The sequence below is a fragment of the Deinococcus rubellus genome (assembly GCF_025244745.1).
Classification (GTDB): Bacteria; Deinococcota; Deinococci; order Deinococcales; family Deinococcaceae; genus Deinococcus; species Deinococcus rubellus.
This window is the reverse complement of record NZ_CP104213.1, coordinates 808,546-829,960: the sequence shown is the minus strand read 5'-3', so window position 1 is coordinate 829,960 and position 21,415 is coordinate 808,546. Positions and strand designations below refer to the sequence as shown.

Sequence of the window (21,415 nt, the reverse complement as noted above, 5' to 3'; positions counted from 1 at the left end):
AGTGCGCTCAAAGTCAAGGGAGGCCGAGGGGTAGAAACATTCGGGGCCAGTGCGTCTCTCTGGCCTCCTGACCGTTTCTAAGCCTGTGCGCCGCCCACCACGTTCCCCGGCGGGGTGCCGAGCAACTTGAGGGCGGCAGGCCACTTCTGCTCGTCGGAGGTGTGCCACAGCAGCTCTGCGAGGTCGTCGTCGGTGATTTCGCCCCACAGCCAGCTTCCAGCCTGCTCCTCGCGCTCGAGCTGGCCCGGCGACCAGCCCGCGTAGCCGAGCAGCAGATAAAAGCGCTGCGGCCCAGCCAGTAAGCGGCCCAGCACGCCCTGATCGCGCGAGAGCCACAGCTCCGGCGTGAGCTGGAGTTCCTCGGCCTGGCCCACTGCCGCCTGATACAGACACCACCCGGCGCTGCGCTCCACCGGACCACCCGAGTAGACCGGGAGCGCCGAGGCCGCCTCGCCCGTTTCCGGCAAAAGCTCACCCACCCGGACGACTGACGGGCGGTTGATCAGCAGACCGAGCGCGCCGCCCTGGTCTTCGATCATCAGCAGCACCCCGCGCTCGAAAACACTGCCCGCCAGTCGCGGCGTGGCCACCAGAAGACTGAGCGTCATGGCCGCAGGATACCCGCCGTGCCCCGGCCCCGGCACGGAACGCCCTCACCTTCTGAATGTTTACCGGGCCGCTTTAATGTTGCGGCTCAGGGGCCGCCACGAAACCGCCCAGCCGGGCATGCAGATCGGCAGCGAGACTGAGCAGCCGGGCGTCGCTCCAGGCCGGGCCGCACAGTTGCAGGCCGGTGGGCTTTCCAGCCGCCAGGCCAATCGGCACGTTGACGCTCGGCAGCCCCAGCTTGGCGGCGGGCGCGTAGCCGCTATAGCCAGGAAAGATCAGCGCCTCACAGCCCGAGAAGAGAGGCAGCAGGCCGCGCGCTCCGGCCAGATCGAGGTCGCGCGCCCTGGCCTCCTCGTAGGCACGCTCGGAGAGGTCGCCGCGCGTGGCCTGGGCCGCTTGCAGAATCAGCATGCCGTGACGCTGGAGCCGCTGCGGGTCGGCGTCGGACGCCGCGATCACGGCCTCCAGACTGCCCGGCCCCTCGGTGACGCCCGCGAGGTAGGCATTGAGCGCGGGCTTGAATTCGTAGAGCAGCACCTCGAATCCGGCGGTGCGCAGCTCCGGCTCACTTTCTATCTCCACATCCGTCAGCTCGGCCCCGCCTGCCTTCAGGACGGTGAGGGCCGCGTCCAGCCGTTCACATTGCTCGGACGTGAGGTGTTTCCAGAAACCGCCACGCACCACACCGATCTTTGCGCCCCGCAGGGCGTCGGGTTGCAACCCGAAACCCTGACTTGAGGTGACCTGGGATGTGGCTGCGGCGGTGGCCGGGTCCGCCGCGTCCGGCCCAGCCATCACGCCCGAGAGCAGGGCCGCGTCACGGGCGGTGCGGGTCAGCGGCCCGGCGGTGTCCTGGGTGGGCGAAATCGGCACCACCCCGACGCGCGGAATCAGTCCCACCGTCGGCTTGTGGCCGATGACGCCGTTCTGGTGGGCGGGCGAGAGGATGCTGCCGCTGGTCTCGGTACCGATGGCAGCCGGCGCGAGGCGGGCCGCCACTGCCGCGCCGCTGCCGGAACTGCTGCCGCCGGTATCGGCCCCCACCTGCCAGGGATTGATGGTCTGTCCACCGCGTGAAGAGTAGCCGTTGGGCATCTCCACCGTCATGAAATTGGCCCACTCGGTCATGTTGGCCTTGCCCAGCACCACCGCGCCCGCCGCCCGCAGCCGGGCCACCAGCGGCGCGTCGGCCCCCGGCAGATGCCCGGCCATCAAAGCGCTGCCCGCCGTCGTGGGCAGGCCTGCCACGTCGATGTTGTCCTTGATCAGCAGGGGCAGGCCGTGCAGCGGCCCGCGCTGATCCGGCGGCAGTTGGTCCAGCGCCCCGGCCTCCTCAAGCGCCTGCGGGTTGACCGTGATGACGGCGTGCAGAACCGGGTTGCGGGCCTCGATGCGCGCGAGATACAACCGGGCAGCGTCGGCGGCGCTCGCCCGCCCAGCAGCGACGGCAGCAATCAGGTCGGTGGCGTCCAGTTCGAGCAAAGCGGGGTCGGGCAGGAGGTCAGGCATGTCCCCAGCCTAGCGCACGGCCCCCTTCGCCCCGGCTCTGCGCTACGCTTCAGGGCATGACCATGAGCTTGCCCGAAGACCTGCTGCCCCGCCCGGAGAGCGCTGTCAAGGTGGCCTATCAGGGCAACCCCGGCGCGTTCAGCGAGATCGCCGCGCTCAACACCGTGCCGGAAGCCTCAGCGCACGGCTACGCCACCTTTCACGAGGTCATCGAGGCGGTCAGCAGCGGGCGCGCCGATCTGGGCGTGCTGCCCGTCGAGAACAGCTTGATGGGGTCTATTTTGCAGGCCATCGATCTGCTGGTGGACACCGATCTGCACGTGGTCGGCGAGGTGGTGGTGCGGGTCTCGCACGCCTTGATGGCCCTGCCGGGCGTGCCGCTCTCCGACGTGAAGCGGGTCTACTCGCAGCAACCGGCACTCGACCAATGCACCACCTTCCTCCACAAGCACCACCTGACCCCGGTGGCCGCCCACGACACGGCGGGCAGCGCCAAGGACCTGGCAGCGCGCGGCGCACGCGACGAGGGCGTGATCGCGTCGGCCCGCGCCGCCGACATCTACGGGCTGGAGGTGCTGCAAAACAACATCGAGGACGAGCCGTTCAACTTCACCCGCTTTCTGGTCCTCTCGCACCGTGAGGGGCTGCCCAGCACCGAGCCGTACAAGACCAGCCTCGTCTTCGCGGTGCGCCACACGCCCGGCGCGCTGATGGATACCCTCAACCAGTTGCGCGGCCTGAACATGTCGAGCATCGTCTCGCGCCCGCGCAAGGACCAGGCCTGGAGCTACCTGATGCACATTGATTTCGAGGGCAACGCCGACGACCCTGAGATCTCTGCGGCGCTCGGCGGTCTGCTGCGCAAGGCCAGCTTCGCCAAGATCATCGGCAGCTACCCGATGTCGCGCTCACCGATTGAGCCGTGACCCCGCTGGTCCAGATCGGGCGCGCGGCGATTCCCGGCAGCCCCGACAGCCTGGTGCTGTCCCGGCGCGGCGACGAGTTCTCGATTCAGATTTCCGGCTACGTCAGCGAACTGATGAACAGCCGCCTGCACTTCTCGGAGGACCTGCTGGCCGAATGGGGCTGCCAGCATCTGCGCGGCCAGGATGCCAGTGTGCTGATCGGCGGCCTGGGTATGGGCTTTACCCTGGCGGCGGCACTGGCCACCCTCGGCCCCGACGCCCAGGTGACGGTGGCCGAACTGGTGCCGGGCGTCGTCGAGTGGAATAAAGGGCCGCTGGGCGAATGCGCCGGACAGCCGCTCAGCGACCCGCGCAGCCGGGTGCATCTCGGCGACGTGGGGGCGCTGATCCGCTCGCAGGTCAGCACCTACGACGCTGTGCTGCTCGACGTGGACAACGGCCCCGACGCCATGACCCACCCCGAAAATGAGCAGCTCTACTCACTCTCGGGCCTGGCGGCGACCTGGCGGGCGCTGCGGCCCGGCGGCGTGCTGGCGATCTGGTCGGCGGAAAAGAACACCCGATTTACCCGCAGGTTGCGCGAGGCGGGTTATCAGGTGGAAGAAAAAACGGCCCGCGCCCGCCCCGGCAAGGGCGCGCGGCACACCATCTGGCTGGCGCGGCGGACCTGACACCTGAGCGCAGCGGCCTTACGTCTCCAGAATCAATTTCGGCCTGAACTTCAGCACGTCCGCCGCCACCAGATGCGCCGGGATACCGTGCCAGTGCTTCAAGCTGCGCTCGATGGGCAGGCCGTGCAGATGGCCATAGAGCACCTGATCCGGACGGTACTCGTCGATCAGGTCGGTAAAGGCGCTAGCGGCAAACTGCGGGCCAGTGGGCGGGTAGTGCAGCATCAGCAGGGTCTGGGTGGTGTCGTCGGTAAGTGTGCGGGCCGCTTCCAGCGAGAGGCGCAACCGCTCGGCCTCGCGGGCGTAGATCCGGGCGTCCTCGGGGCCGAACGCTTCCGAGCCGGGGGTCAGCCAGCCGCGCGTGCCGCAGACCACCACATTGGGCTGGCCGGGTTCGCCGAAGCGCAGGGCGTCGTTTTGCACCGCGAACATGCCGGGCGGCAGGGCGGCGCGCAGACGGCTGATGGTGGGCCACCAGTAATCGTGGTTGCCGCGCAGCAGAACTTTCTGGCCAGGCAAGTCGGCCACGTGCATCAGATCGGCCAGCGCTTCAGGTAGGCGCATGGCCCACGACAGATCACCCGGCAGCAGCACCAGATCGCCGGGGCGCACTTCCTCATGCCAGCGCTCGAAGATGGCCTGCGGATGGCCCGCCCACTGCGGCCCGAAAACCGTCATCGGCTTGGGCACCGAGAAGGCCAGATGCAGATCGGCGATGGCAAATACGCGCATACAGACTCCAGAGAAAACCACAATATCTACCGGGTGCCATTTAAAAAAGCCTCCCCAGTGCCGGGAAGGCTCTTCATGTGGTCGGGGCGAGAGGATTCGAACCTCCGACCCCGTCGTCCCGAACGACGTGCGCTACCAGGCTGCGCTACGCCCCGAACCACGCGCCTACTCACTGAACCCAAACTTGACCCGGCCCGGCTTTCGTGCGGAAGGTAGTCTAACGGCGCGCCGAAAAGGTGTCAAGCTGAGAAAAGTCTATTCGCCTCCTCTATTCGTCCTCGCCCAACCCACCGTCGACTGGCCAGGTTTCGTCCTCCCCGGCAGCGGCAGTCCAGTTCATCCCCTCCAGCGCCCGGCGGATCACGTCGCCGCCGTAGCCGCGCCGGGCCAGCAGACCGTAGGCCTTGGCCCTGGGGTTGCTGCCGCGCTGGAGGCTACTCAGTCGGCGCGTGAGCAGCTCCAGGGCCTGTGTCACCTCCTCGTCGGGGTCGCGGGCCTGCAAGGTTTCCTGAATCAGTTCCTCGTCCACGCCACGCTGCTTGAGGCGTTGGCGTACCCGGTAGGCCCCGACGCCCCGGCGCTGGTTTTCGGCGCGTGCCACCTGGGCATCGTCGAGGTAACGCAGCTCAGTCAGGCGGTCAAGCACCTGCTGGATGTGGTCCTCGTCCTCGCTGCGCCTGCCCAGCTTGCCGCGCAGTTCGGCGGCGCTGAGCGAGCGCTGCGAGAGGGCGCGCAGGGCGTACTCCATCAGGGCGGCGCGCTGCTCGTCGGGCGTCTTTTCCCGCACGGGCCGCTGCTCGGCGTCTGGGGCGGAGTCCGTCAGAGGGAACTTGCGGGGTCGACGCACCTGCCCATGCTAGCCCTTGCACGCCGAAGGGCGAGCGTGTAAACTTTCAAAGTTGCCTTTATGGAGGTACAGCATGTCATGACCCAGCAGTCCTGGCATGTGCGCGGGCTACGGCAGAGACACTGCCCCCGACGCCCCGAGTTCCGAATAGAGCTGTACCGGAACCGCTTCGCAAGTCGCGAGGAAAGAGAGAATCAACATGGCTTTACGTCACAAGTCTGCCCAGAAGCGCCACCGTCAGAGCCTGAAGCGTCGCATGATCAACCGCAGCCGCAAGAGCACCATCAAGACCTTTACCAAAAAGGCCATGGTCGCCGCCACTGCGAGCGCCCCCGACGCCGCCGAGTTGCAGCGCAAGGCCGAGAGCCTGCTCGACAAGGCCGCCAAGGGCAGCACCATGCACAAGAACACCGCCGCCCGCAGAAAGAGCCGCCTGGCCAAGGCCATCAACCGGGCCAACGCCGCGCAGAACGCTCAGTAAGACACCTCTTAAACTTCCAGCTCACCTCTCGGGGTGGGCTTTTTTATTGGCTGGGTACTTTATTGACTGGTTGACGCGTTGACCGGGTGCCGCTCAGCCCACCATTCCAATCAACTCGAAATAGCGCCGCCGATTCAGCACCTTCCCGCCCTCGCCAAGCTCCACCCGGCCCACGTTCCAGTGCTCGAACAGAATACGCAGCGTGCCGCCCAGCAGGTCGGCGGCGTACCAGGCGGGAGCCGGACCCATCAGGCGCAGGGTATGGCCGTCCCAGGCGAAGTGCCCGCACGACTCGTCACGGGCAGCCCAGAACATCCCGCCGCCCTCGAAGCGCTGCGCCCGCACCCGCAGATGCTTTTCTCGCACCTCATTGTCAAATTGCGGCGCGGCGTAGACCTCGGCGTAAAGACCCAGTAGCTCAACACGCAAGCGCCAGCGCTCTGAGCGCAGTCTTCCCTCCTCGCGTTGGGTCAGCACGGTGTTGAGTTCGGTGTCGATGGCCAGCAATCTCAGCTCAGTGAGGCGCAGGCGTTCGCGGGGGCCGGGCGGCGGCGGGGGCGGCGGCGGATCGCCCTCCAGGCTGCGGGCCGGGTCGAGGGTGACGCGGCTGCCCCAGCCCTCCACCTCCTTCAGTTGCGAATCCTCGACGACCCACAGCCGGTTGCTGACCTCGCGGGCAAAGCGGCGGTCATGGGTGACGATGACCACTGCGCCGCCGTAGGCATGGACGGCGGCCTCCAGCGCTTCAAGGGCTTCCACGTCCAGGTGGTTGGTGGGTTCGTCGAGCAAGAGCAGATCGGCGCGCAGCGCACTCACCAGGGCCAGGCCCGCCCGCGCCCGCTCACCACCCGACAGCTCACGCGGCGACTTGGGCCAGTCGGTGCTGGAAAACCCGGCCCGGCCCAGCAAAGCCCCGGCGCGGTTGCCGAAACGCTCCTCGAACTGGGCGTGCAGGGCCTGATCGGGGTCGAGGCCGTGCCAGGTCTGGTCCAGGCTCGCCAGCGTGACGCCGGGCGCGAGCCGCAAAACGCCCTGGGCCTCGCCCGCCGGGGCCGCGTCCGGCTGCAACTCGCCGGAGAGCAGCTTGAGCAGGGTGGTCTTGCCAGTGCCGTTCGCACCCATCAAGGCCACCCGGTCACCCTGGCGCAGCTTGAGGCCCACGTTGTCCAGCACCCGCTTGCCCGCGTAACTGCGCGTCACATGCTCAGCCCACAGCAGCAGCCGGGCGCGGGCCTGACCCGCCAGCAACCGCATCTTGAGGGCGCGTTCGGGCTGCGGGGCGTCGATGAGTTCAACCCTCGAAGCCCGGCTCTTGACTGAGCGCGAGCGGCGGCCCCACACGTCGAGCCGCTCGGCGCTGCCCTCCAGCCGCTGCGCCTCGCGGCGGCTGAGGCGGGCCGCCTTACCCTGGGCGCGGCGCTCCTGGTCACGCAGCTCGCGGGCGCGAGTGTAGCCGCCTGGGTAGGGCGTGGCCTCGCCCCCCTCGATCCACAGGCTACGGGTCGCCACTCTGTCCAAGAATTCGCGGTCATGGCTGGTCAGGATGAGTGCGCCGCGAAAGCCGGTGAGCCAGTTTTCCAGCCACTCGCGCATGCGGATGTCGAGGTGGTTGGTCGGCTCGTCGAGCAGCAGCGCGTCCGGTTCGCGCAGCAGGGCCAGGGCCAGACTCAGCCGGGTGGTCTCGCCGCCGCTCAGGGTCACCGCCTCGCGCCCCAGCAGGCGGGTCAGATCGAGCATCGCCAGAACGCGGGCGGCGCGGGCAGGCCAGGCGTAGGCGTCGGCGTCTTCCAGGCGGTGCTGCAAGGCTGTCCAGCGCTCCAGGCGGGCCGGGTCCGACAGATCGTCTTCCAGCTCGCGCAACTCGGCCAGCACGGCGAGGTAAGGATTGACGGTGTCTTGCAGCTCGCGCACTGTCACTCCCGCACGGTAGATCGGCTGCTGATCGAGGACCGCCAGCCGCAGCCCGTCTACGCGCCACACCGAGCCGTCGTCCGGGCGGCGCTCGCCCGACAAAACGCGCAGCAAGGTGGTCTTGCCCGCGCCGTTGCGGCCCAGCAAGGCCAGCCGTTCGCCGCCGGACACCTGCACCGAGACCGCCCCGAGCACCAGCTGATCGCCGTAAATCACCCGCACATCTTCGGCGGCGAGGAGGGTCTGGCTGGAACGGGAAGTCACGGCCAGCAGGCTAGCGCGGGAGAAAGCGGTGAGCTGTGGGCCAGGAGCCGGAAACCCATAGAGCGGCTTCATCGCTGCGTCGTCCCTTTACCCTGCTGCTTCGCAGCGCCCTTCTCCCGCAAGGAGCGAGAGGGAGCGGCCTGGCCTTGACATGCCAAAAGCCCACAACAGGAAACTGTCCCCAGATTCGGAGGGCAGTTTACGAGAAGAAAGCCCGGAGCGAAAGCTCAGGCAGTGTACCTGTGGGCGTCGGTGCCGATTTCGGCGCTCACGGTCTTGCCGGACTTCGCCGTGATGCTGACGGTGGGCGGCTATCCAACGTGGCGCAGCTTTCAGAAGTCTCCTCTCGCCGAGTGCCCGCTTCTGCGCTATGCTGCTGAGCGGCCTTCAGCGCCGCCCACAATCCATCAAACGACCACAACGCACTTTTAACGCGGCCCCGTGAGGCCCAAAAGGAGCCAGATGAAACACCGTTCTCCATTCAAGACCTGCCGCCAGATCCCTCTGGACGGCCCATTTTTTTGCCGACATCACAGGGGCAGCGCATGAAAGCCTCCATCCTCAGTGCCGACGAGATGCGCCGGGCGCTCACCCGCATCGCGCACGAGATTCTGGAGCGAAACAAGGGAGCCGAGAACCTGGCGCTGATTGGCATTCACACGCGGGGCATTCCGATTGCTGCCCGCCTCGCTGCCAAGTTGCAGGAACTCGAAGGCGTGGCCGTACCGCTGGGCCGCCTGGACATCACCCTCTACCGCGACGACCTCAGCGAGATTGCCAAGCAGCCGATCATCCGCGAAACCGAAGTGCCGTTTGATCTGGCCCGACGCCGCGTGGTCCTGGTGGACGACGTGCTGTACACCGGGCGCACCGTCCGGGCCGCACTGGACGCTTTGATTGACCTGGGCCGCCCTGAAGGCATTCAACTCGCCGTGCTGGTGGACCGGGGCCACCGCGAATTGCCGATCCGGGCCGACTACGTGGGCAAGAACCTGCCGACAGCCAAGAGCGAGATGGTCAAGGTGAAACTGACCGAGACCGACGGTGTGGACGGCGTGGAACTGTGGGACCTGGACGAATTGAAGGCGGAACAATGACCGCTGCCGCCCTTCAGCCAGCAGCCCGCAGGCCCAGACATCTGCTGGACTTTCAGGACTGGAGCGTAGAGCGCCTCACTGCCCTGCTGGACAACGCCGACACCATGATGCAGGTGCTGGACCGACCCGTGAAGAAGGTTCCAGCGCTGCAAGGCCTGACCGTCTGCACCGTCTTCTTCGAGAATTCCACCCGCACCCGCATCAGCTTTGAGCTGGCGGCCAGGCGGATGAGCGCCGACGTGGTGAGTTTCGCGGCGGGCGCGAGCAGCGTGAGCAAGGGCGAGAGCATCCGCGACACCATCGAGGTGCTGACCGCCTACAAGGTGGACGCCTTCGTGGTGCGCCATCAGGCGGCGGGGGCAGCGCATCTGGTGGCCCGCTACAGCGGCAAGCCGGTCATCAACGCGGGCGACGGGCGGCGGGCGCACCCCACCCAGGCCCTCCTGGACGCCTACACCATCCGGCGCGAGTTCGGCACGCTGGAAGGCAAGACGGTGGCGATTATCGGTGACGTGCGTCACTCGCGGGTGGCCCGCAGCAACGCCGAACTCTTGCCCAAGCTGGGCGCGAAGGTCATTCTGTGCGGCCCCGCCACCCTGCTGCCGCGCGAACTGGCTGCCGAGGGCGTCACGCTGACCACCGACCCCCGCGAGGCCGTCAGGAATGCCGACGCGGTGATGGCGCTGCGGCTCCAGCAAGAGCGCATGGACGCCGGGTACGTGGGCAGCTTGCAGGACTACGCGCGGGTGTATCAGGTCAACGAGGAGTTGCTGGCCTTCGCGCCGAATGAAGCGGTAGTGCTGCATCCGGGACCGATGAACCGGGACGTGGAGATCAGCTCCGACACCGCCGATGGCCCGCGCAGCCGCATTCTGGCGCAGGTGGAAAATGGGCAGGCAGTGCGGATGAGCACGCTGTATCACTTGCTGGTGGGGCGGGCGTGAGGCTCCTTTTTCCAACGTTTCAGGCTCGCGGAGGCCACTTATGACCCAGTACAACACCCTCACCATCACCAACATCCGCCGCCCAACCTCCGACACATCTGAAAGCCTGACCATAGAAAACGGCCTGATTAAAGGTTGGAACTTACCAGAAGAAGGTCAAACCCTGGACGGCAACGGCGCGACCATCGTGCCCGCCTTCATCGAGCCCCACGCCCACCTGCGCGAGCCGGGGCAGGAGCAGAAAGAAGACCTCGCTTCGGGCCTGGCAGCGGCGGCGGCGGGCGGTTACGGCACGGTGGTGTCTATGCCCAACACCGCGCCCGTGGTGGACGACCCCGCCATCGTCCGCGCCCTGATCGACAAGGCCGCCGCGCTCGGTTTTGCCCGCCTGCGCCCCGCCGCCGCCCTGACGCGGGGGCAAGACGGCGAGCAACTGGCCGAACTCGCGCTGCTGGCCGAAGCCGGAGCCGCCGTGTTCACCGACGATGGACGCACCAACGAGAACGCCCGCACGCTGCGGCTGGGGCTGGAATACGCGCACTCGCTGGGCAAGGTAGTCAGCGTGCACGCCGAGGACGCGGGCCTGCGGGCGGGCGGCGTCATGAACGAGGGGCCAGTCAGCGAGGCGCTGGGGCTGCCCGGCAATCCGGCAGCGGCGGAAGCGGCCCGCATCGCCCGCGACATCGAAATCTGCCGCATGACCGGTGGGCGGCTGCACATCCAGCACCTCTCCACCGCCCGCGCCCTGGAGCTGGTCAAGGCCGCCAAAACGCAGGGCGTCAACATCACCTGCGAGGTTTGCCCCCACCACCTGCTGCTCACCGACGAGGCGCTGCGGAGCTTTGACGCGGTCTACAAAGTCGCGCCGCCGCTGCGAACCCAGAGCGACGCCCAGGCTTTGCTGGCGGGTCTCAAAGACGGCAGTGTGGACTGCCTCGCCACCGACCACGCCCCGCACACCCGCGCCGAGAAGGAACTCGATTTGCTGCAAGCACCGTCGGGCATCGCCTACATCGAGATTGCCTTTCCGCTGCTGTGGACGAACTTTGGGGCCGAACTGGGCCTGTCAAAAATCGTGGAGCTGTTGACTGTGGACGTGGCTCGCGTGCTGGGCTGGCCCGTACCGAGCCTGGAAGCTGGGCAACCTGCCGACTTCACCCTGCTTGATCTGAACACCGTGCGCCCGGTTGACCCCGCCACTTTCAAGAGCAAAGCCAAATTCAACCCCTGGGTGGGACAGGACTTGAGAGGCTGGCCGATGCTGACAGTGGTGGGTGGTCAGGTGGCGTTCGAGCGGGCCTGAGCATGCAGCGCCCTACCTATCTGAACCCGCCTACAGCTCCGTTCGCACCTGCCACAGCTCAGGAAACAGCACCGTATCCAGCGCTTTTCTCAGGTAACCCGCACCGCTGGTGCCGCCGCTGCCGGTCTTGAAGCCGATGGTGCGCTCCACGGTGGTCAGGTGGTTAAATCGCCAGCGCCGGAAGTTGTCTTCCACGTCAATCAGCTTCTCAGCCAGTTCATACACGTCCCAGTAACGCTCAGGGTCGCGGTAAACGGTCAGCCAGGCAGCCAGCACCGCTTCATCTTGAATGTAAGGCTGGGCAAAGTCGCGCTCCAGCACGCTCGGCGGAATGTCCAGCCCACGCTCCGAGAGCAGGCGCAGGGCCAGATCATACAAGCTCGGCGCGTTCAGGACAGCTTCCAGCGGACCGTACAAGTCGGGGCGGTGCTGGTGCGGGCGCAGCAGCATGGCGTTGCGGTTGCCCAGCAAAAATTCCATCATCCGGTACTGGGCCGACTGAAAACCCGACGCCCGCCCGAACGCGCTGCGAAACTGCAGGTAATCGGCGGGCGTCATGGTTTTGAGAACTTCCCAGGCGTTGGTCATCTGCTCCTGGGCCCGCACCACCCGGCTGAGCATCTTCAGCGGCGTGTCGGTCACGCCAGCAGAGAGCAGCGTCATGGCCGCCCGCAACTCCTGCACGATCAGGTTGAGCCAGACTTCCGAGACGTGATGCACCGCGATAAACAGGTGCTCGTCGTGCGCCTGCGTCACCGGCTGGTGGGCGCTCATCAGGGTGTCGATTCGCAGGTAATCACCGTAATTCAGGCTGCGGGTAAAGTCGCTGTAGGCGCGTTCGGGCGAGTCGGGGTTGGCGGGGTCGGGTTGGTCAGGGTTTGCATCGGGCATGGGGAGTCTCCAGAAGTTCTCGGCGCGTTGCTGGAGAGCACCATTGTCTCTCCGTCAGGTTTGGTTCGGCGTTGCCAGCGTTTGAAATTCAGTCTACGCCCCGGCCCTGCGGCCTCTTTCGTGACCCGCCCCCCCACGCCCGCCGCCCAACCGTGCCATCTTGAGTGCAACGTGTGGATTCAGCCGATTCGTTTTGAACGCAGCCCCAAGCTCCACCCGATGCTCACCGAAGAAGTTCATGTGGTGGGCGACCGGGTGGTGGTGCAGGGCAAACGCGGCCCCGAGGTCGCGACCGTGCGCGGCGAGGCCGAACCGGAAGGCAGCGGGCGCTACGGCATGATCCTGCGCGCCGCTGGCCCAGCAGACCTGGCCGACTGGCAGCGGCTGGAAAAAGAGGGCGAGGACCTCAAGTGGTTGCTGCGCGCCCGCGCCCGTGACCGCAAGCTGCCGGTCAAGGTGGTGGCCGTCGAATTTACCCTCGACGGCGCGCTGGTGACGGTCAGTTACAGCGCCGAGGAGCGGCTCGAACTCGGCCCGCTGATTCAGGACATGCGCGATCAGACCCGCGCCAGGGTCAACTTCGTCGCCATCGGCCCACGCGAGCAGGCCCAGATCATCGGCGCGCTGGGGGCCTGCGGGCGCGAGAACTGCTCATCTAACCATCTTCAGGAATTCGCCCCGGTCAGCATCCGCATGGCCCGCGACCAGCAGTTGCCGCTCAATCCCGAAAAACTCAGCGGGCCGTGTGGCCGCCTGCTGTGCTGCCTCCAGTACGAACACACCCAGTATGTCGAACTGCTCAAGGAGTTGCCGCGCAAGAATGCCCGCGTGTGCCACACCGAGTCGGGGGCCTGCGGCAAGGTGGTCAAGCTTCATCCGCTGACGGCCAGCGTGGACGTGCTGGGTGAGGCGGGCGCAGGCTATATGCAGGGCGTGCCGGTGTCGGCCCTGAGACCTGCCAAGGACGCAGCGCAGGGCAGCCAATCGGGGAGCAGCAACGACTGAACCCCGCCCTCAAAAAAGGCAGCGCGAAGACCCTTGCTGAACGGTTTTCACGCGCCCAATCGCACTGCAAGTCAGGCGCTATACTCCGCGCCATGACCCGCAACTTGACTGAGCTGCACCGCATCGTGGCGTCCCTGAAGGGCAGCGGGCTGAGCGTGGAGATGATGGACGACGGCGCGCTGGTGCAAGACGGCGATTCAAGGGTGACCCTCTATGCCGAGGCCGACGAGCAGGGCGGTGTGCTGGTGAGACTGCACCTCGACCTCGATCTCTACGTCGAGGAAGACGCCATCGCCGAGGTCCTGATGGGCATGAACCTGATGAACCAAGGCCTCGATTACGGCACCCTGATGCTCGATCCCGTCGAGGACGAGGACGACGAGGACAAGGTGGCCTTCGCCGTGCTGGGCCGCAGCGTGTTGTGGCTGCCCGACCTCGACGGCGTGGAACTGAGCCGCCTGCGCGAGCACCTGCACCGCTTCGAGACTGAGGTTACCGAGACGGTGGAGCGCACCTTACAGGGCAGCAACGGCCTCAAGGCCTGAAGAACATCAACGAAACACCCACAAAAATCTGGCGCGACAGTGCATCTCTTACTCACACGTCCGCCGATTTTAGTGTGCTGTGACACACCAAACCCAATAAACTGGACGCACCCTTCCAGACTCTAAAGGGCGCAGGTCACACTGCGGATCGAGTTCAAATCCCTTGAAAGAAAAAACCGATTTCTCCTCTTCCAACAGTCAATCTGTTAGAAATCTGTCAGACTAATTTTAATGATCGCCCAAAGTCAGATTTTTCTGGGGTGGTTGTCATGGCTCTGAAAGTTTCTAGATGCTTAAATAGCGTATGTCGGTGAACGCTTTAAAACGGACCTGTCTACTGGCAACGGCAGCACTCCTGCTGAACGCCTGCGGATCACAGAATCTCACGCTGCCCAGTTCCGGTGACCTGCCGGGCAAGCACGACGCGGCCCCAGCGCCCGCACCCATTACCTCAGCGCCCGCCACTCCTGACCCAAACCTCGACACCACCAGCCTGCCCACGTCGCTGAGCCTGCACGTGGGCGAGAGCCGCCAGCTGACGCCCACGATGGGCGGCCAGGTGCCAGCCTCAGGCCGCCTGACGTGGCAGAGCAGCGACGTGGGCATCGTTTCGGTGACGGAAAGCGGCGTACTGAGCGCCCACAAGGCGGGCCAGGTCCGTGTGCAGATCACCGACACGGCCCACCCGGAGCGGAGCCTTGCCCTGAGTGTGGAGGTTCAGGCCGACCCGTCGCCCCCCGCTTCCGTAAACCTGCCTGCGCCCGCACCTACACAAGCCCCAGCTCCCATCCCCGCACCGACTCCTACACCTATTCCAACGCCTGTGCCCATACCGACACCGCTACCAACCCCAACACCTATGCCCGTTCCCACCCCCCAGCCCGTCGCCAGCAGCGGCTTCGCGGCGGAGGTACTGCGGCTTACCAACCAGGCGCGCGCCCAGGGCGGCAGTTGCGGCGGCGTGGCCTACGCCCCGGCCCCGGCGCTGAGCTGGAACGCGCTGCTGGCGACCTCGGCCCAGGCCCACGCCGCCGACATGGCCGCCAGGAACTTTTTCGATCACACCAACCCTGATGGGCGCACCTTCGATCAGCGCATCACGGCAGCAGGCTATCTCTGGCGCTCTCTGGCCGAGAACATCGCCGCCGGGCAGCAGACACCCGCCGAGGTCGTCGCCAGCTGGATTGCCAGCACCGGCCACTGCAAGAACATCCTCAACGCCTCGCTCAAGGAACTTGGCGTGGGCTACGCTGAGGGCGGCACTTACGGCAAATACTGGGTGCAGGACTTCGGCACACCGCGCTAAACGCTGGAAGACCCAAAGAAGAGGGCCGCCAGCGTCGGGTTGCTGGCGGCCCATCCCAGTGCGCTGTTGGCTACTGCCGGTCTTTCAGCTCCACATAGTGCTGGTCGGTGGCCCCGGTGTACACGGCGTCGGGGCGCAGCAGTCTGTTGTCGCGGGTGTACTCGATGACCGAGGCGCACCAGCCGCCGACACGGGCCAATGCAAAAATCGGGGTGAAGAATTCCTTGCTGATGCCCAGATCGGCGTACACCGTGCCGCTGTAGAAATCCACATTGGGATAAATGCCGCGCGACCCCATGCGGTCCACCACGATCTTCTCGATGGTTTCCAGAATCTGATAATAGTTGCTCTTGCCTTCCTTGCTGGCCACGTGCTCGGCGTAGTCACGCAGCACCCGCGAGCGCGGATCGAAATTCTTGTAGACGCGGTGGCCCACGCCCATGATCTTCTCTTTGTTGTCGAGCTTTTTGGTGATGAAGTCAGCGGCCTTGTCGGGCGTGCCCACCTCGTCGAGCATGTCCATGACTGCCTCGTTGGCTCCGCCGTGCAGCGGCCCCTTGAGGGCACCGATGGCCGACACCACGCAGGAATACATGTCGCTGAGGGTGCTGGCGGTGGCAATCGCCGTGAAGGTGCTGGCATTCATGCCGTGATCGACGTGCAGCACCAGCGCGATGTCAAACAAGCGGGCCTGCTCTGAGGTCGGCTCCTTGCCGCTGAGCATGTAGAGAAAGTTGGCAGCGTGTGTCAGGTCGGCGCGCGGGGCCACGATCTCCTGGCGGCTGCGGACGCGGGCAACCGCAGCAATCACGGTGGCGAACTGGGCGATCAGCCGGATGCTGATCGCGGACCGGGCGGCCTCGCTGGTGTCTTCCGACTGAGGGTCGTACAGGCCCAGGGCGCTGATGGCCGTTCGCAGCATCTGCATCGGGTTGGCGTGCGGCGGAAAGCCGGAGATTTCCTTGAGCAGTTCGGCGGGGACCTCGCGGTTGGCCCGCAGCGCGGCGTCGAATTTGGCGAGTTCGGCGGCACTCGGCAATTTGCCCGCCAGCAGCGCGCAGCTCAGTTCCTCGAAGGTGCTCTTCTCGGCCCATTCCTGAATGGGAATGCCCAGGTGGGTGAGAATGCCTTCTGATCCGTTGATGAAGGTGAGTTTACTCTCGGTAAACAGCACGCCCTCTAACCCTTTGGCGATTTCAGTCATGTTGGCGTCAGTCTATCACCCGCTCCGCGTCGGGCCACCCAGCAGATTCTGTTACGCGCCAGGGAACGCTGCCGAAGCTGTCTTCAGCACCACTTGCCTCACGGTTCCAGAAAAGCGGCCTTGCCCAGCGCCAGGAGTTCCGGCAGGCCGTACTTCTGCGCCAGCGCGAAGCTGCTGGGATACTCGGCGGCGGCAGCCTCCACTTGACTAAACATCCGGTCAAACAGCTCATCCGGCATGTTCATGGCCGGGGTCAGGCGCATGGTGCGCGCAGCATTGAGCGAGAAGTTGAGCAGCACGCCCCGGCGGTAAAAAGCCACCAGTGCCAGCATCCCGGTGACTTCCGAGATCAGCGCGCCCTGGGCGGAGAAGGGCAACTTGGCAACAGGCCGGAAGTTCATGGCAAACAGCATGCCCGCGCCGCGCACGTCCTCAAGGAGGCCGGGGTGCTGACGCTGCAAGGCCGTGAGGCGCTTCAGGCCGCGCTCACCCATCGCCCGTGAGCGGGCCGGGTAGTCGTGGTCCATCAGCAGCTCCAGGCTTTTGAGGCCCACCGCCATCGCCAGCGAGTTGCCGCCGAAAGTGTTGGAGTGGCGCTTGACGGTCTCGACGCTGCCCAGGAGCGGCTTGTAGATCTCGTGGCGCACGATGGTCGCGCCCACCGGCAACATGCCGCCGCCCAGCGGCTTGGCCAGGGTCAGGATGTCGGGGACCAGGCCCTGCGCCACACTCTCGAACCAGTGCCCGGTGCGGCCCAGCCCGGTCTGAATCTCGTCGGCGATGACCAGCACGCCCGCCGCACGGCAGACCTCGCCCACCCGCTTGAGAAATCCCGGCGGCGGAAGGCGCACGCCCGCCTCGCCCAGAATCGGCTCCAGAATCACCGCGATGACCTGATCGCCGACCCGCTTGATGGCCCGCTCGACGGCCTCGGTGTCCCCGAACGGCAGGGTGATCACCGCCGGGTTGAGGATGTTGCGAAATGGCCCCTGGAGGTTGGGATTGGGCGTGATCGCCAGCGATCCCAGTGTCTTGCCGTGGTAGGCGCGGGTGAAGTTGATCAGGTATTTGGCCTTGGGACGGGCCGCCTGGGCAAATTTGATGGCCGCCTCGACGGCCTCGGTGCCGCTGTTGGAAAAGAAAACGCGCGAGTCGTGGTGGTCGTGACTCTCGCGGGCCAGCAGCCGCACCAGATTGGTTTCCAGCGCCGCCCGCCAGGTCGTGATCGACTGCTGGCCGAACATCACCTGATCGGTTTTTTCCAGCACTTCCCGCAGGAAGGTGTTCAGCTCCGGTGGGTTGTCGCCGAACGGCAGCGCGGCGTAGCCCGAAGCGTTGATGATCTGCTGCCCGCGTGCGTCTTCGAGTTCCCAGGGTGACATCACCTTGAAGGGACCGCCCACGCCCACCACTTCCAATAACCGGATCAGCTTGCCGTGGCCGTACTGCTTTTCCAGGAAAACGGTCTGGGCGTCCGAGAGACGGCCTTGCAGCACGTCGTCGGCGCGAATAAAGCCGGAGGCCGGGGGGGAAGTCATGGAGGGCGAGGTCATGAACAGCATTGTATGTCGGGGGCCGGTGAGGACGGGGCAAAGCTAAATCTGCGGAGCTGAATCCAAGAAGCTCAGGCGCTGGTCTCAAGCACACCCAACCCAATCACGCCGGGACCCCGCTACACTCTTGCCATGAAATTGATTCGGTTCAGAGACGGAGCAGGCGTGCGCTGGGGCCGCCTGGAAGGCGAGCAGATTCAGGTCACCTTGGGCATGGGCGGCGAGGTCAGCGGCGAGACGGCGCTCCTCGGCAGTGTGCAGGTGCTGGCTCCCGCCGAACCCAGCAAGATCGTCTGTGTGGGGCGCAATTACATCGACCACATCAAGGAACTCGGCAACGACACGGGCGAGCTGCCGCGCGAGCCGGGCCTGTTTCTCAAGGCGGCCAACACCCTCGCCGAGAACAGCGGCAACGTCAGCTATCCCGAGTGGTCCGAGAACTTTCACTTCGAGGGCGAACTGGCGCTGGTGATCAGCCAGACGGCCAGAAACCTGACGCCGGTGGAGGTGCCCGCCGCCATCCTGGGCTACACCTGCGCCCTCGACCTGACGGCCCGCGACAAGCAGAAAACCGATTTGCAGTGGTTCCGGGCCAAGGCCGCCGACCGCTTCTGCCCGCTGGGGCCGACGCTGGAAACCCAGTTCGACCCGACGGACGTGACGCTCCGCACGCTCGTCAACGGCGAAACCAAGCAGGACAGCCGCACCAGCTTCATGATCTTCGACGTGGTGCAGATTCTGACCTACGTGACCCGCTACGTGACCCTGGAGCGCGGCGACGTGGTGCTGACCGGCACGCCCTCGGGCGTGGGGCCGCTTGAGCGGGGCGACACCTTGAGGGTCGAGATTGACGGCCTCGACGCGCTGACGACCCACATCGTATGACCGACGCCGCCCCCGCCAAACGCCCGCGCCTGCGCCTGCGCCTGACCGCTGCCGCCGAGGGGCATATCCGGCGCGGGCACCCCTGGGTCTACGAGAGCAGCGTGCGCGAGCAAAACCGCGAGGGCGAGAGCGGAGAACTGGCCGTCATCTATGACCGGCAGGACCGCTTTCTGGCGGTGGGACTCTACGATCCGTCCTCGCCGCTGCGGGTGCGGGTGCTGCACGCCGGGTCGCCGCTGAATCTGGACCGGCTGTGGTGGAAGCGCCACCTGGAAAGCGCGGTGCAGCGCCGGGCGGCCCTGTTCGGCGAGAGCACCGACGGCTACCGCCTGATCAACGGCGAGAGCGACGGCTGGCCGGGCCTGGTGCTGGACCGCTACGCCCACACGCTGGTCCTCAAGCTTTACACGGCGGCCTGGCTGCCGCATCTGGACCTGCTGCTGGACCTGCTGCTGGACCTGCTGCAAGGGCGCTTCGGCACCGCTTCAGAGTCGGGCAGTGACCCTGCCGAGGTGCCCGGCGAGGCGCGCGGCGGGTGGCCCGACCTGCGGGTGGTGCTGAGAATGAGCCGCAACATGCAGACCCAGGCCGCTGGACAGGGCTTCAGCGACGGCCAGGTGCTGCTGGGCGGGGCCATCGGCGGCCCGGTCATCTTTCAGGAGTACGGCCTCAAGTTCGAGGCCGACGTCGTGCGCGGCCAGAAGACCGGCTTCTTCCTCGATCAGCGGGAGAACCGCCGGATTGTGGGCGGCATGGTCGAGAAACTGGTGCAGCAGGGCGACGGGCGGCGGGTACTCAACGCCTTTTCCTTTTCCGGCGGCTTCTCGCTGGCCTCGGCGCGGGCGGGCGCGGCAGAGGTGGTCAGCGTGGACATCAGCAGGCACGCCCTGGAGAGCAGCGAGCGCAACTTCGCGCTCAACCGCGAATTGCCCGGCGTGGCGCGCTGCTTTCACCGCCCGGTGCAGGCCGACGTGTTCGCCTGGATGGGCGAGACCGGGCCGGGTGACACGGGCGCGGGCGAACCCTTCGATCTGATCGTGCTCGACCCGCCCTCACTGGCCCGGCGCGAAATCGAGCGCGAGGGGGCCATCCGCGCCTACAGCCGCCTCAGCGATCAGGCCATCCACCGGCTGCGGCCCGGCGGCGTGCTGATGTCGGCGTCGTGCTCGTCACACGTCAGCGCCGAGGAATTCTTCGAGGCGGTGCGGACGGTGGCGCGGCGCAGTGGCCGGGCCTGGAAGGAGCTGCGCACCACCCGCCACGCCCCCGACCACCACGCCACCTTCACGGAAGCCGAGTATCTCAAGGCCATCTACCTGCGGGTGGAGTAGGGTGTGGGCGCGTCGATGCACATGGCGGGCAAGCACAGCTCTCACACTCGCGCCCGCGCCCGGCGCGCTAGGCTGGGGCGTGATCAAGTTCAATCAGACGGGTCGGGCGGCGCTGGGAACGCTGGTGCTCTGCGCCGCACTCCTCAGCAGTGCCCAGGCCAGCCCCGCCCAGACCAGTCCCGCCGCCGAGCTGTTCAACCGGGCGAGTGATTTGTTTCAGAGCGAGTATTACGGCTGGTCCGACGAGGACCGCAGCACCCTGGTCAGTCAGTACGCCGCCGAGTTGCAGACGCGCTGCGCGCCCGAGGGCGAGGCATGCAGCTTCGAGACGGGCCGGGCCGTGCTGACCGAGATGTTCGACCACTTTCACGACGACCACACCAGCGTCCGCGACGCCGAGACCGCCCAGCGCCTGATGGAGATTCAAAACGACCTGAGCGTGCCGCGTACCGGCGCACGGGTCATCAAGCAGCCGGAAGGCCTGCTGGTGGTGGGCGTGCAGGCAGGCAGTCCCGCCGAGCAGGCTGGAGTCAAGCTCTACGATTTGATCACGTCGGTCAACGGCGAGGTCGCGGGCAAGGATCAGGCGGTGGATTCGCTGGCCTTCGTGCGTCTGGAACGTGCCGCCCAGCCGCTGGCCCTCGTCATCCAGCGCCCCGGCACAGCTTCTCTGAACCTGAGCATCACCCCAACCGAGATGAAAGCCCGCGACGAGCCGAGCCTGAGTTATCCGGCTCCGGGGGTGGCGCTGATCAACTTCCCGACTTTCCTGTCAGGCGACAGCGCGCCGCTGTTTTTGGAGAGAATCAAGGAAGCCCAGGCGACGGGCGCACACGACCTGATCATTGACCTGCGCTACAACGGCGGCGGGCGGCTCGATCAGTGCGTGGCGGCGGCCAGCATCTTCAAGCCGGTGGTATATCAGGCCCGTTTTCGCGGCGGTGGCTGGAGTTTCGGCGGCCTGGGCGGCGAGCAGGCCCCGGCCCTGAGTGCCCGCATTGACCACACCAGCCACGTCTGGAACGGCCCGGCAGCGATTCTGGTGGGCGAGAACACCGCCTCGTGCGCCGAAGTCTTCACCTTCTTTGCCCAGAAAACCGGCGTCAAGGTCATCGGCACGGCGACCAAGGGGGTGGGCAACAGCGGCGTGAACTTCTTTCCACTGCCCGATCACGGAATTCTGAGTCTCACCATGCTGCGCGCCTTCGACGAAACCGGCGCAGCGCTGCCTGACCACATCACGCCGGATATCAGCGCCCCCACCGACATTCAGGCACTGATCAAGAGCGGCAACGACACCACCCTGGACGCGGCCCTGAAAGCGCTGGGCGTGCCGGGGCCAGCGGCGACGGGTGCTGTCAAGTGAGCGGCCGCCAACTGAATGACTTCCCCTGTGCTGGC

The 21,415-nt window shown here is 66.3% G+C and carries 20 protein-coding genes and 1 tRNA gene; 12 read left to right on the top strand and 9 right to left on the bottom strand.

Features of this window, described 5'->3' with window-relative positions:
* Positions 1-77: 77 nt before the first annotated feature.
* Both N0D28_RS04470 and N0D28_RS04465 read right to left on the bottom strand, forming a co-directional pair.
* A complete protein-coding gene (locus N0D28_RS04470) occupies positions 78-608 on the bottom strand; it encodes a YqgE/AlgH family protein (RefSeq protein ID WP_260561179.1) in 531 nt (176 codons plus the stop codon).
* Between the two features lie 73 nt (positions 609-681).
* Positions 682-2,118 carry an amidase family protein gene (locus N0D28_RS04465; protein WP_260561178.1) on the bottom strand — a complete coding sequence of 479 codons (1,437 nt, stop codon included), beginning with the start codon at positions 2,116-2,118 and terminating at the stop codon, positions 682-684.
* Positions 2,119-2,174: 56 nt separating this feature from the next.
* Between N0D28_RS04465 and N0D28_RS04460 the strand changes: the two genes are divergently transcribed.
* Both N0D28_RS04460 and N0D28_RS04455 read left to right on the top strand, forming a co-directional pair.
* Positions 2,175-3,044 carry a prephenate dehydratase gene (locus tag N0D28_RS04460; RefSeq protein ID WP_260561177.1) on the top strand — a complete coding sequence of 290 codons (870 nt, stop codon included), beginning with the start codon at positions 2,175-2,177 and terminating at the stop codon, positions 3,042-3,044.
* Positions 3,041-3,715 carry a spermidine synthase gene (locus tag N0D28_RS04455; protein ID WP_260561176.1) on the top strand — a complete coding sequence of 225 codons (675 nt, stop codon included), beginning with the start codon at positions 3,041-3,043 and terminating at the stop codon, positions 3,713-3,715. Before N0D28_RS04460 ends, N0D28_RS04455 begins: the two co-directional genes overlap by 4 nt.
* Positions 3,716-3,733: 18 nt before the next feature.
* Here N0D28_RS04455 and N0D28_RS04450 read toward each other — a convergent pair whose 3' ends face one another.
* From N0D28_RS04450 to N0D28_RS04440, 3 genes are all read right to left on the bottom strand, one after another.
* Positions 3,734-4,447, bottom strand: a complete 714-nt coding sequence (locus N0D28_RS04450) for a metallophosphoesterase (RefSeq protein WP_260561175.1) — start codon at positions 4,445-4,447, stop codon at positions 3,734-3,736.
* A 78-nt stretch (positions 4,448-4,525) separates the two neighbouring features.
* A tRNA-Pro gene (locus N0D28_RS04445) sits at positions 4,526-4,602 on the bottom strand.
* Positions 4,603-4,715: 113 nt separating this feature from the next.
* Positions 4,716-5,294, bottom strand: a complete 579-nt coding sequence (locus N0D28_RS04440; RefSeq protein ID WP_260561174.1) for a RecX family transcriptional regulator — start codon at positions 5,292-5,294, stop codon at positions 4,716-4,718.
* Between the two features lie 199 nt (positions 5,295-5,493).
* Between N0D28_RS04440 and rpsT the strand changes: the two genes are divergently transcribed.
* On the top strand, positions 5,494-5,775 hold the full coding sequence (rpsT, locus tag N0D28_RS04435) for a 30S ribosomal protein S20 (RefSeq protein ID WP_260561173.1): 282 nt from the start codon (positions 5,494-5,496) through the stop codon (positions 5,773-5,775).
* 93 nt (positions 5,776-5,868) lie between these two features.
* On the opposite strand, the gene N0D28_RS04430 is transcribed toward rpsT, so the two are convergent.
* Positions 5,869-7,950 carry an ABC-F family ATP-binding cassette domain-containing protein gene (locus N0D28_RS04430; protein ID WP_260561172.1) on the bottom strand — a complete coding sequence of 694 codons (2,082 nt, stop codon included), beginning with the start codon at positions 7,948-7,950 and terminating at the stop codon, positions 5,869-5,871.
* Between the two features lie 545 nt (positions 7,951-8,495).
* On the opposite strand from N0D28_RS04430, the gene pyrR reads away from it, so the two are divergent.
* The 3 genes from pyrR to N0D28_RS04415 are packed head-to-tail and all read left to right on the top strand — an operon-like array spanning position 8,496 to position 11,294.
* Positions 8,496-9,047 carry a bifunctional pyr operon transcriptional regulator/uracil phosphoribosyltransferase PyrR gene (gene pyrR / locus N0D28_RS04425; protein WP_260561171.1) on the top strand — a complete coding sequence of 184 codons (552 nt, stop codon included), beginning with the start codon at positions 8,496-8,498 and terminating at the stop codon, positions 9,045-9,047.
* Positions 9,044-9,991, top strand: coding sequence for an aspartate carbamoyltransferase catalytic subunit (locus N0D28_RS04420; RefSeq protein WP_260561170.1), 948 nt, complete (start codon positions 9,044-9,046; stop codon positions 9,989-9,991). Before pyrR ends, N0D28_RS04420 begins: the two co-directional genes overlap by 4 nt.
* 40 nt (positions 9,992-10,031) lie before the next feature.
* Complete coding sequence (locus N0D28_RS04415; protein WP_260561169.1) at positions 10,032-11,294, top strand: dihydroorotase; 1,263 nt, start codon at positions 10,032-10,034, stop codon at positions 11,292-11,294.
* A 30-nt stretch (positions 11,295-11,324) separates the two neighbouring features.
* Here N0D28_RS04415 and kynA read toward each other — a convergent pair whose 3' ends face one another.
* Positions 11,325-12,185: a tryptophan 2,3-dioxygenase gene (gene kynA, locus N0D28_RS04410; protein WP_260561168.1), complete on the bottom strand. Its 861-nt coding sequence runs from the start codon at positions 12,183-12,185 to the stop codon at positions 11,325-11,327.
* 219 nt (positions 12,186-12,404) lie between these two features.
* Between kynA and N0D28_RS04405 the strand changes: the two genes are divergently transcribed.
* The 3 genes from N0D28_RS04405 to N0D28_RS04395 all read left to right on the top strand — a co-directional run bounded on the left by N0D28_RS04405 (position 12,405) and on the right by N0D28_RS04395 (position 15,041).
* Complete coding sequence (locus tag N0D28_RS04405; RefSeq protein ID WP_260561834.1) at positions 12,405-13,190, top strand: PSP1 domain-containing protein; 786 nt, start codon at positions 12,405-12,407, stop codon at positions 13,188-13,190.
* Between the two features lie 92 nt (positions 13,191-13,282).
* Positions 13,283-13,735 carry a hypothetical protein gene (locus N0D28_RS04400; RefSeq protein ID WP_260561167.1) on the top strand — a complete coding sequence of 151 codons (453 nt, stop codon included), beginning with the start codon at positions 13,283-13,285 and terminating at the stop codon, positions 13,733-13,735.
* Positions 13,736-14,045: 310 nt separating this feature from the next.
* Positions 14,046-15,041, top strand: coding sequence for a CAP domain-containing protein (locus N0D28_RS04395; RefSeq protein WP_260561166.1), 996 nt, complete (start codon positions 14,046-14,048; stop codon positions 15,039-15,041).
* A gap of 70 nt (positions 15,042-15,111) precedes the next feature.
* Here N0D28_RS04395 and N0D28_RS04390 read toward each other — a convergent pair whose 3' ends face one another.
* Entirely contained in the window at positions 15,112-16,245 is a 1,134-nt protein-coding gene (locus tag N0D28_RS04390) for a citrate/2-methylcitrate synthase (RefSeq protein WP_260561165.1), read from the bottom strand.
* Between the two features lie 98 nt (positions 16,246-16,343).
* On the bottom strand, positions 16,344-17,798 hold the full coding sequence (locus tag N0D28_RS04385; RefSeq protein ID WP_260561164.1) for a class-III pyridoxal-phosphate-dependent aminotransferase: 1,455 nt from the start codon (positions 17,796-17,798) through the stop codon (positions 16,344-16,346).
* A 132-nt stretch (positions 17,799-17,930) separates the two neighbouring features.
* Here N0D28_RS04385 and N0D28_RS04380 point away from each other — a divergent pair, with 132 nt between their 5' ends.
* From N0D28_RS04380 to N0D28_RS04370, 3 genes are all read left to right on the top strand, one after another.
* Complete coding sequence (locus N0D28_RS04380; RefSeq protein ID WP_260561163.1) at positions 17,931-18,683, top strand: fumarylacetoacetate hydrolase family protein; 753 nt, start codon at positions 17,931-17,933, stop codon at positions 18,681-18,683.
* Positions 18,680-20,014, top strand: a complete 1,335-nt coding sequence (locus N0D28_RS04375) for a class I SAM-dependent methyltransferase (RefSeq protein ID WP_260561162.1) — start codon at positions 18,680-18,682, stop codon at positions 20,012-20,014. The genes N0D28_RS04380 and N0D28_RS04375 overlap by 4 nt, the downstream gene beginning before the upstream one ends.
* Positions 20,015-20,093: 79 nt before the next feature.
* The gene (locus N0D28_RS04370; RefSeq protein WP_260561161.1) at positions 20,094-21,380 is read left to right on the top strand and encodes a S41 family peptidase; all 1,287 of its coding nucleotides are present in this window, start codon (positions 20,094-20,096) and stop codon (positions 21,378-21,380) included.
* Positions 21,381-21,415: the final 35 nt, after the last annotated feature.

Excerpts from the sequence above, each read along its gene's own strand:
- N0D28_RS04470 (WP_260561179.1), bottom strand. The coding sequence starts at position 608 with ATGACGCTCAGTCTTCTGGTGGCCACGCCGCGACTGGCGGGCAGTGTT.
- N0D28_RS04465 (WP_260561178.1), bottom strand. The coding sequence starts at position 2,118 with ATGCCTGACCTCCTGCCCGACCCCGCTTTGCTCGAACTGGACGCCACC.
- N0D28_RS04460 (WP_260561177.1), top strand. The coding sequence starts at position 2,175 with ATGACCATGAGCTTGCCCGAAGACCTGCTGCCCCGCCCGGAGAGCGCT.
- N0D28_RS04450 (WP_260561175.1), bottom strand. The coding sequence starts at position 4,447 with ATGCGCGTATTTGCCATCGCCGATCTGCATCTGGCCTTCTCGGTGCCC.
- rpsT (WP_260561173.1), top strand. The coding sequence starts at position 5,494 with ATGGCTTTACGTCACAAGTCTGCCCAGAAGCGCCACCGTCAGAGCCTG.
- pyrR (WP_260561171.1), top strand. The coding sequence starts at position 8,496 with ATGAAAGCCTCCATCCTCAGTGCCGACGAGATGCGCCGGGCGCTCACC.
- N0D28_RS04420 (WP_260561170.1), top strand. The coding sequence starts at position 9,044 with ATGACCGCTGCCGCCCTTCAGCCAGCAGCCCGCAGGCCCAGACATCTG.
- N0D28_RS04415 (WP_260561169.1), top strand. The coding sequence starts at position 10,032 with ATGACCCAGTACAACACCCTCACCATCACCAACATCCGCCGCCCAACC.
- kynA (WP_260561168.1), bottom strand. The coding sequence starts at position 12,185 with ATGCCCGATGCAAACCCTGACCAACCCGACCCCGCCAACCCCGACTCG.
- N0D28_RS04405 (WP_260561834.1), top strand. The coding sequence starts at position 12,405 with ATGCTCACCGAAGAAGTTCATGTGGTGGGCGACCGGGTGGTGGTGCAG.
- N0D28_RS04400 (WP_260561167.1), top strand. The coding sequence starts at position 13,283 with ATGACCCGCAACTTGACTGAGCTGCACCGCATCGTGGCGTCCCTGAAG.
- N0D28_RS04390 (WP_260561165.1), bottom strand. The coding sequence starts at position 16,245 with ATGACTGAAATCGCCAAAGGGTTAGAGGGCGTGCTGTTTACCGAGAGT.
- N0D28_RS04385 (WP_260561164.1), bottom strand. The coding sequence starts at position 17,798 with ATGACCTCGCCCTCCATGACTTCCCCCCCGGCCTCCGGCTTTATTCGC.
- N0D28_RS04380 (WP_260561163.1), top strand. The coding sequence starts at position 17,931 with ATGAAATTGATTCGGTTCAGAGACGGAGCAGGCGTGCGCTGGGGCCGC.
- N0D28_RS04375 (WP_260561162.1), top strand. The coding sequence starts at position 18,680 with ATGACCGACGCCGCCCCCGCCAAACGCCCGCGCCTGCGCCTGCGCCTG.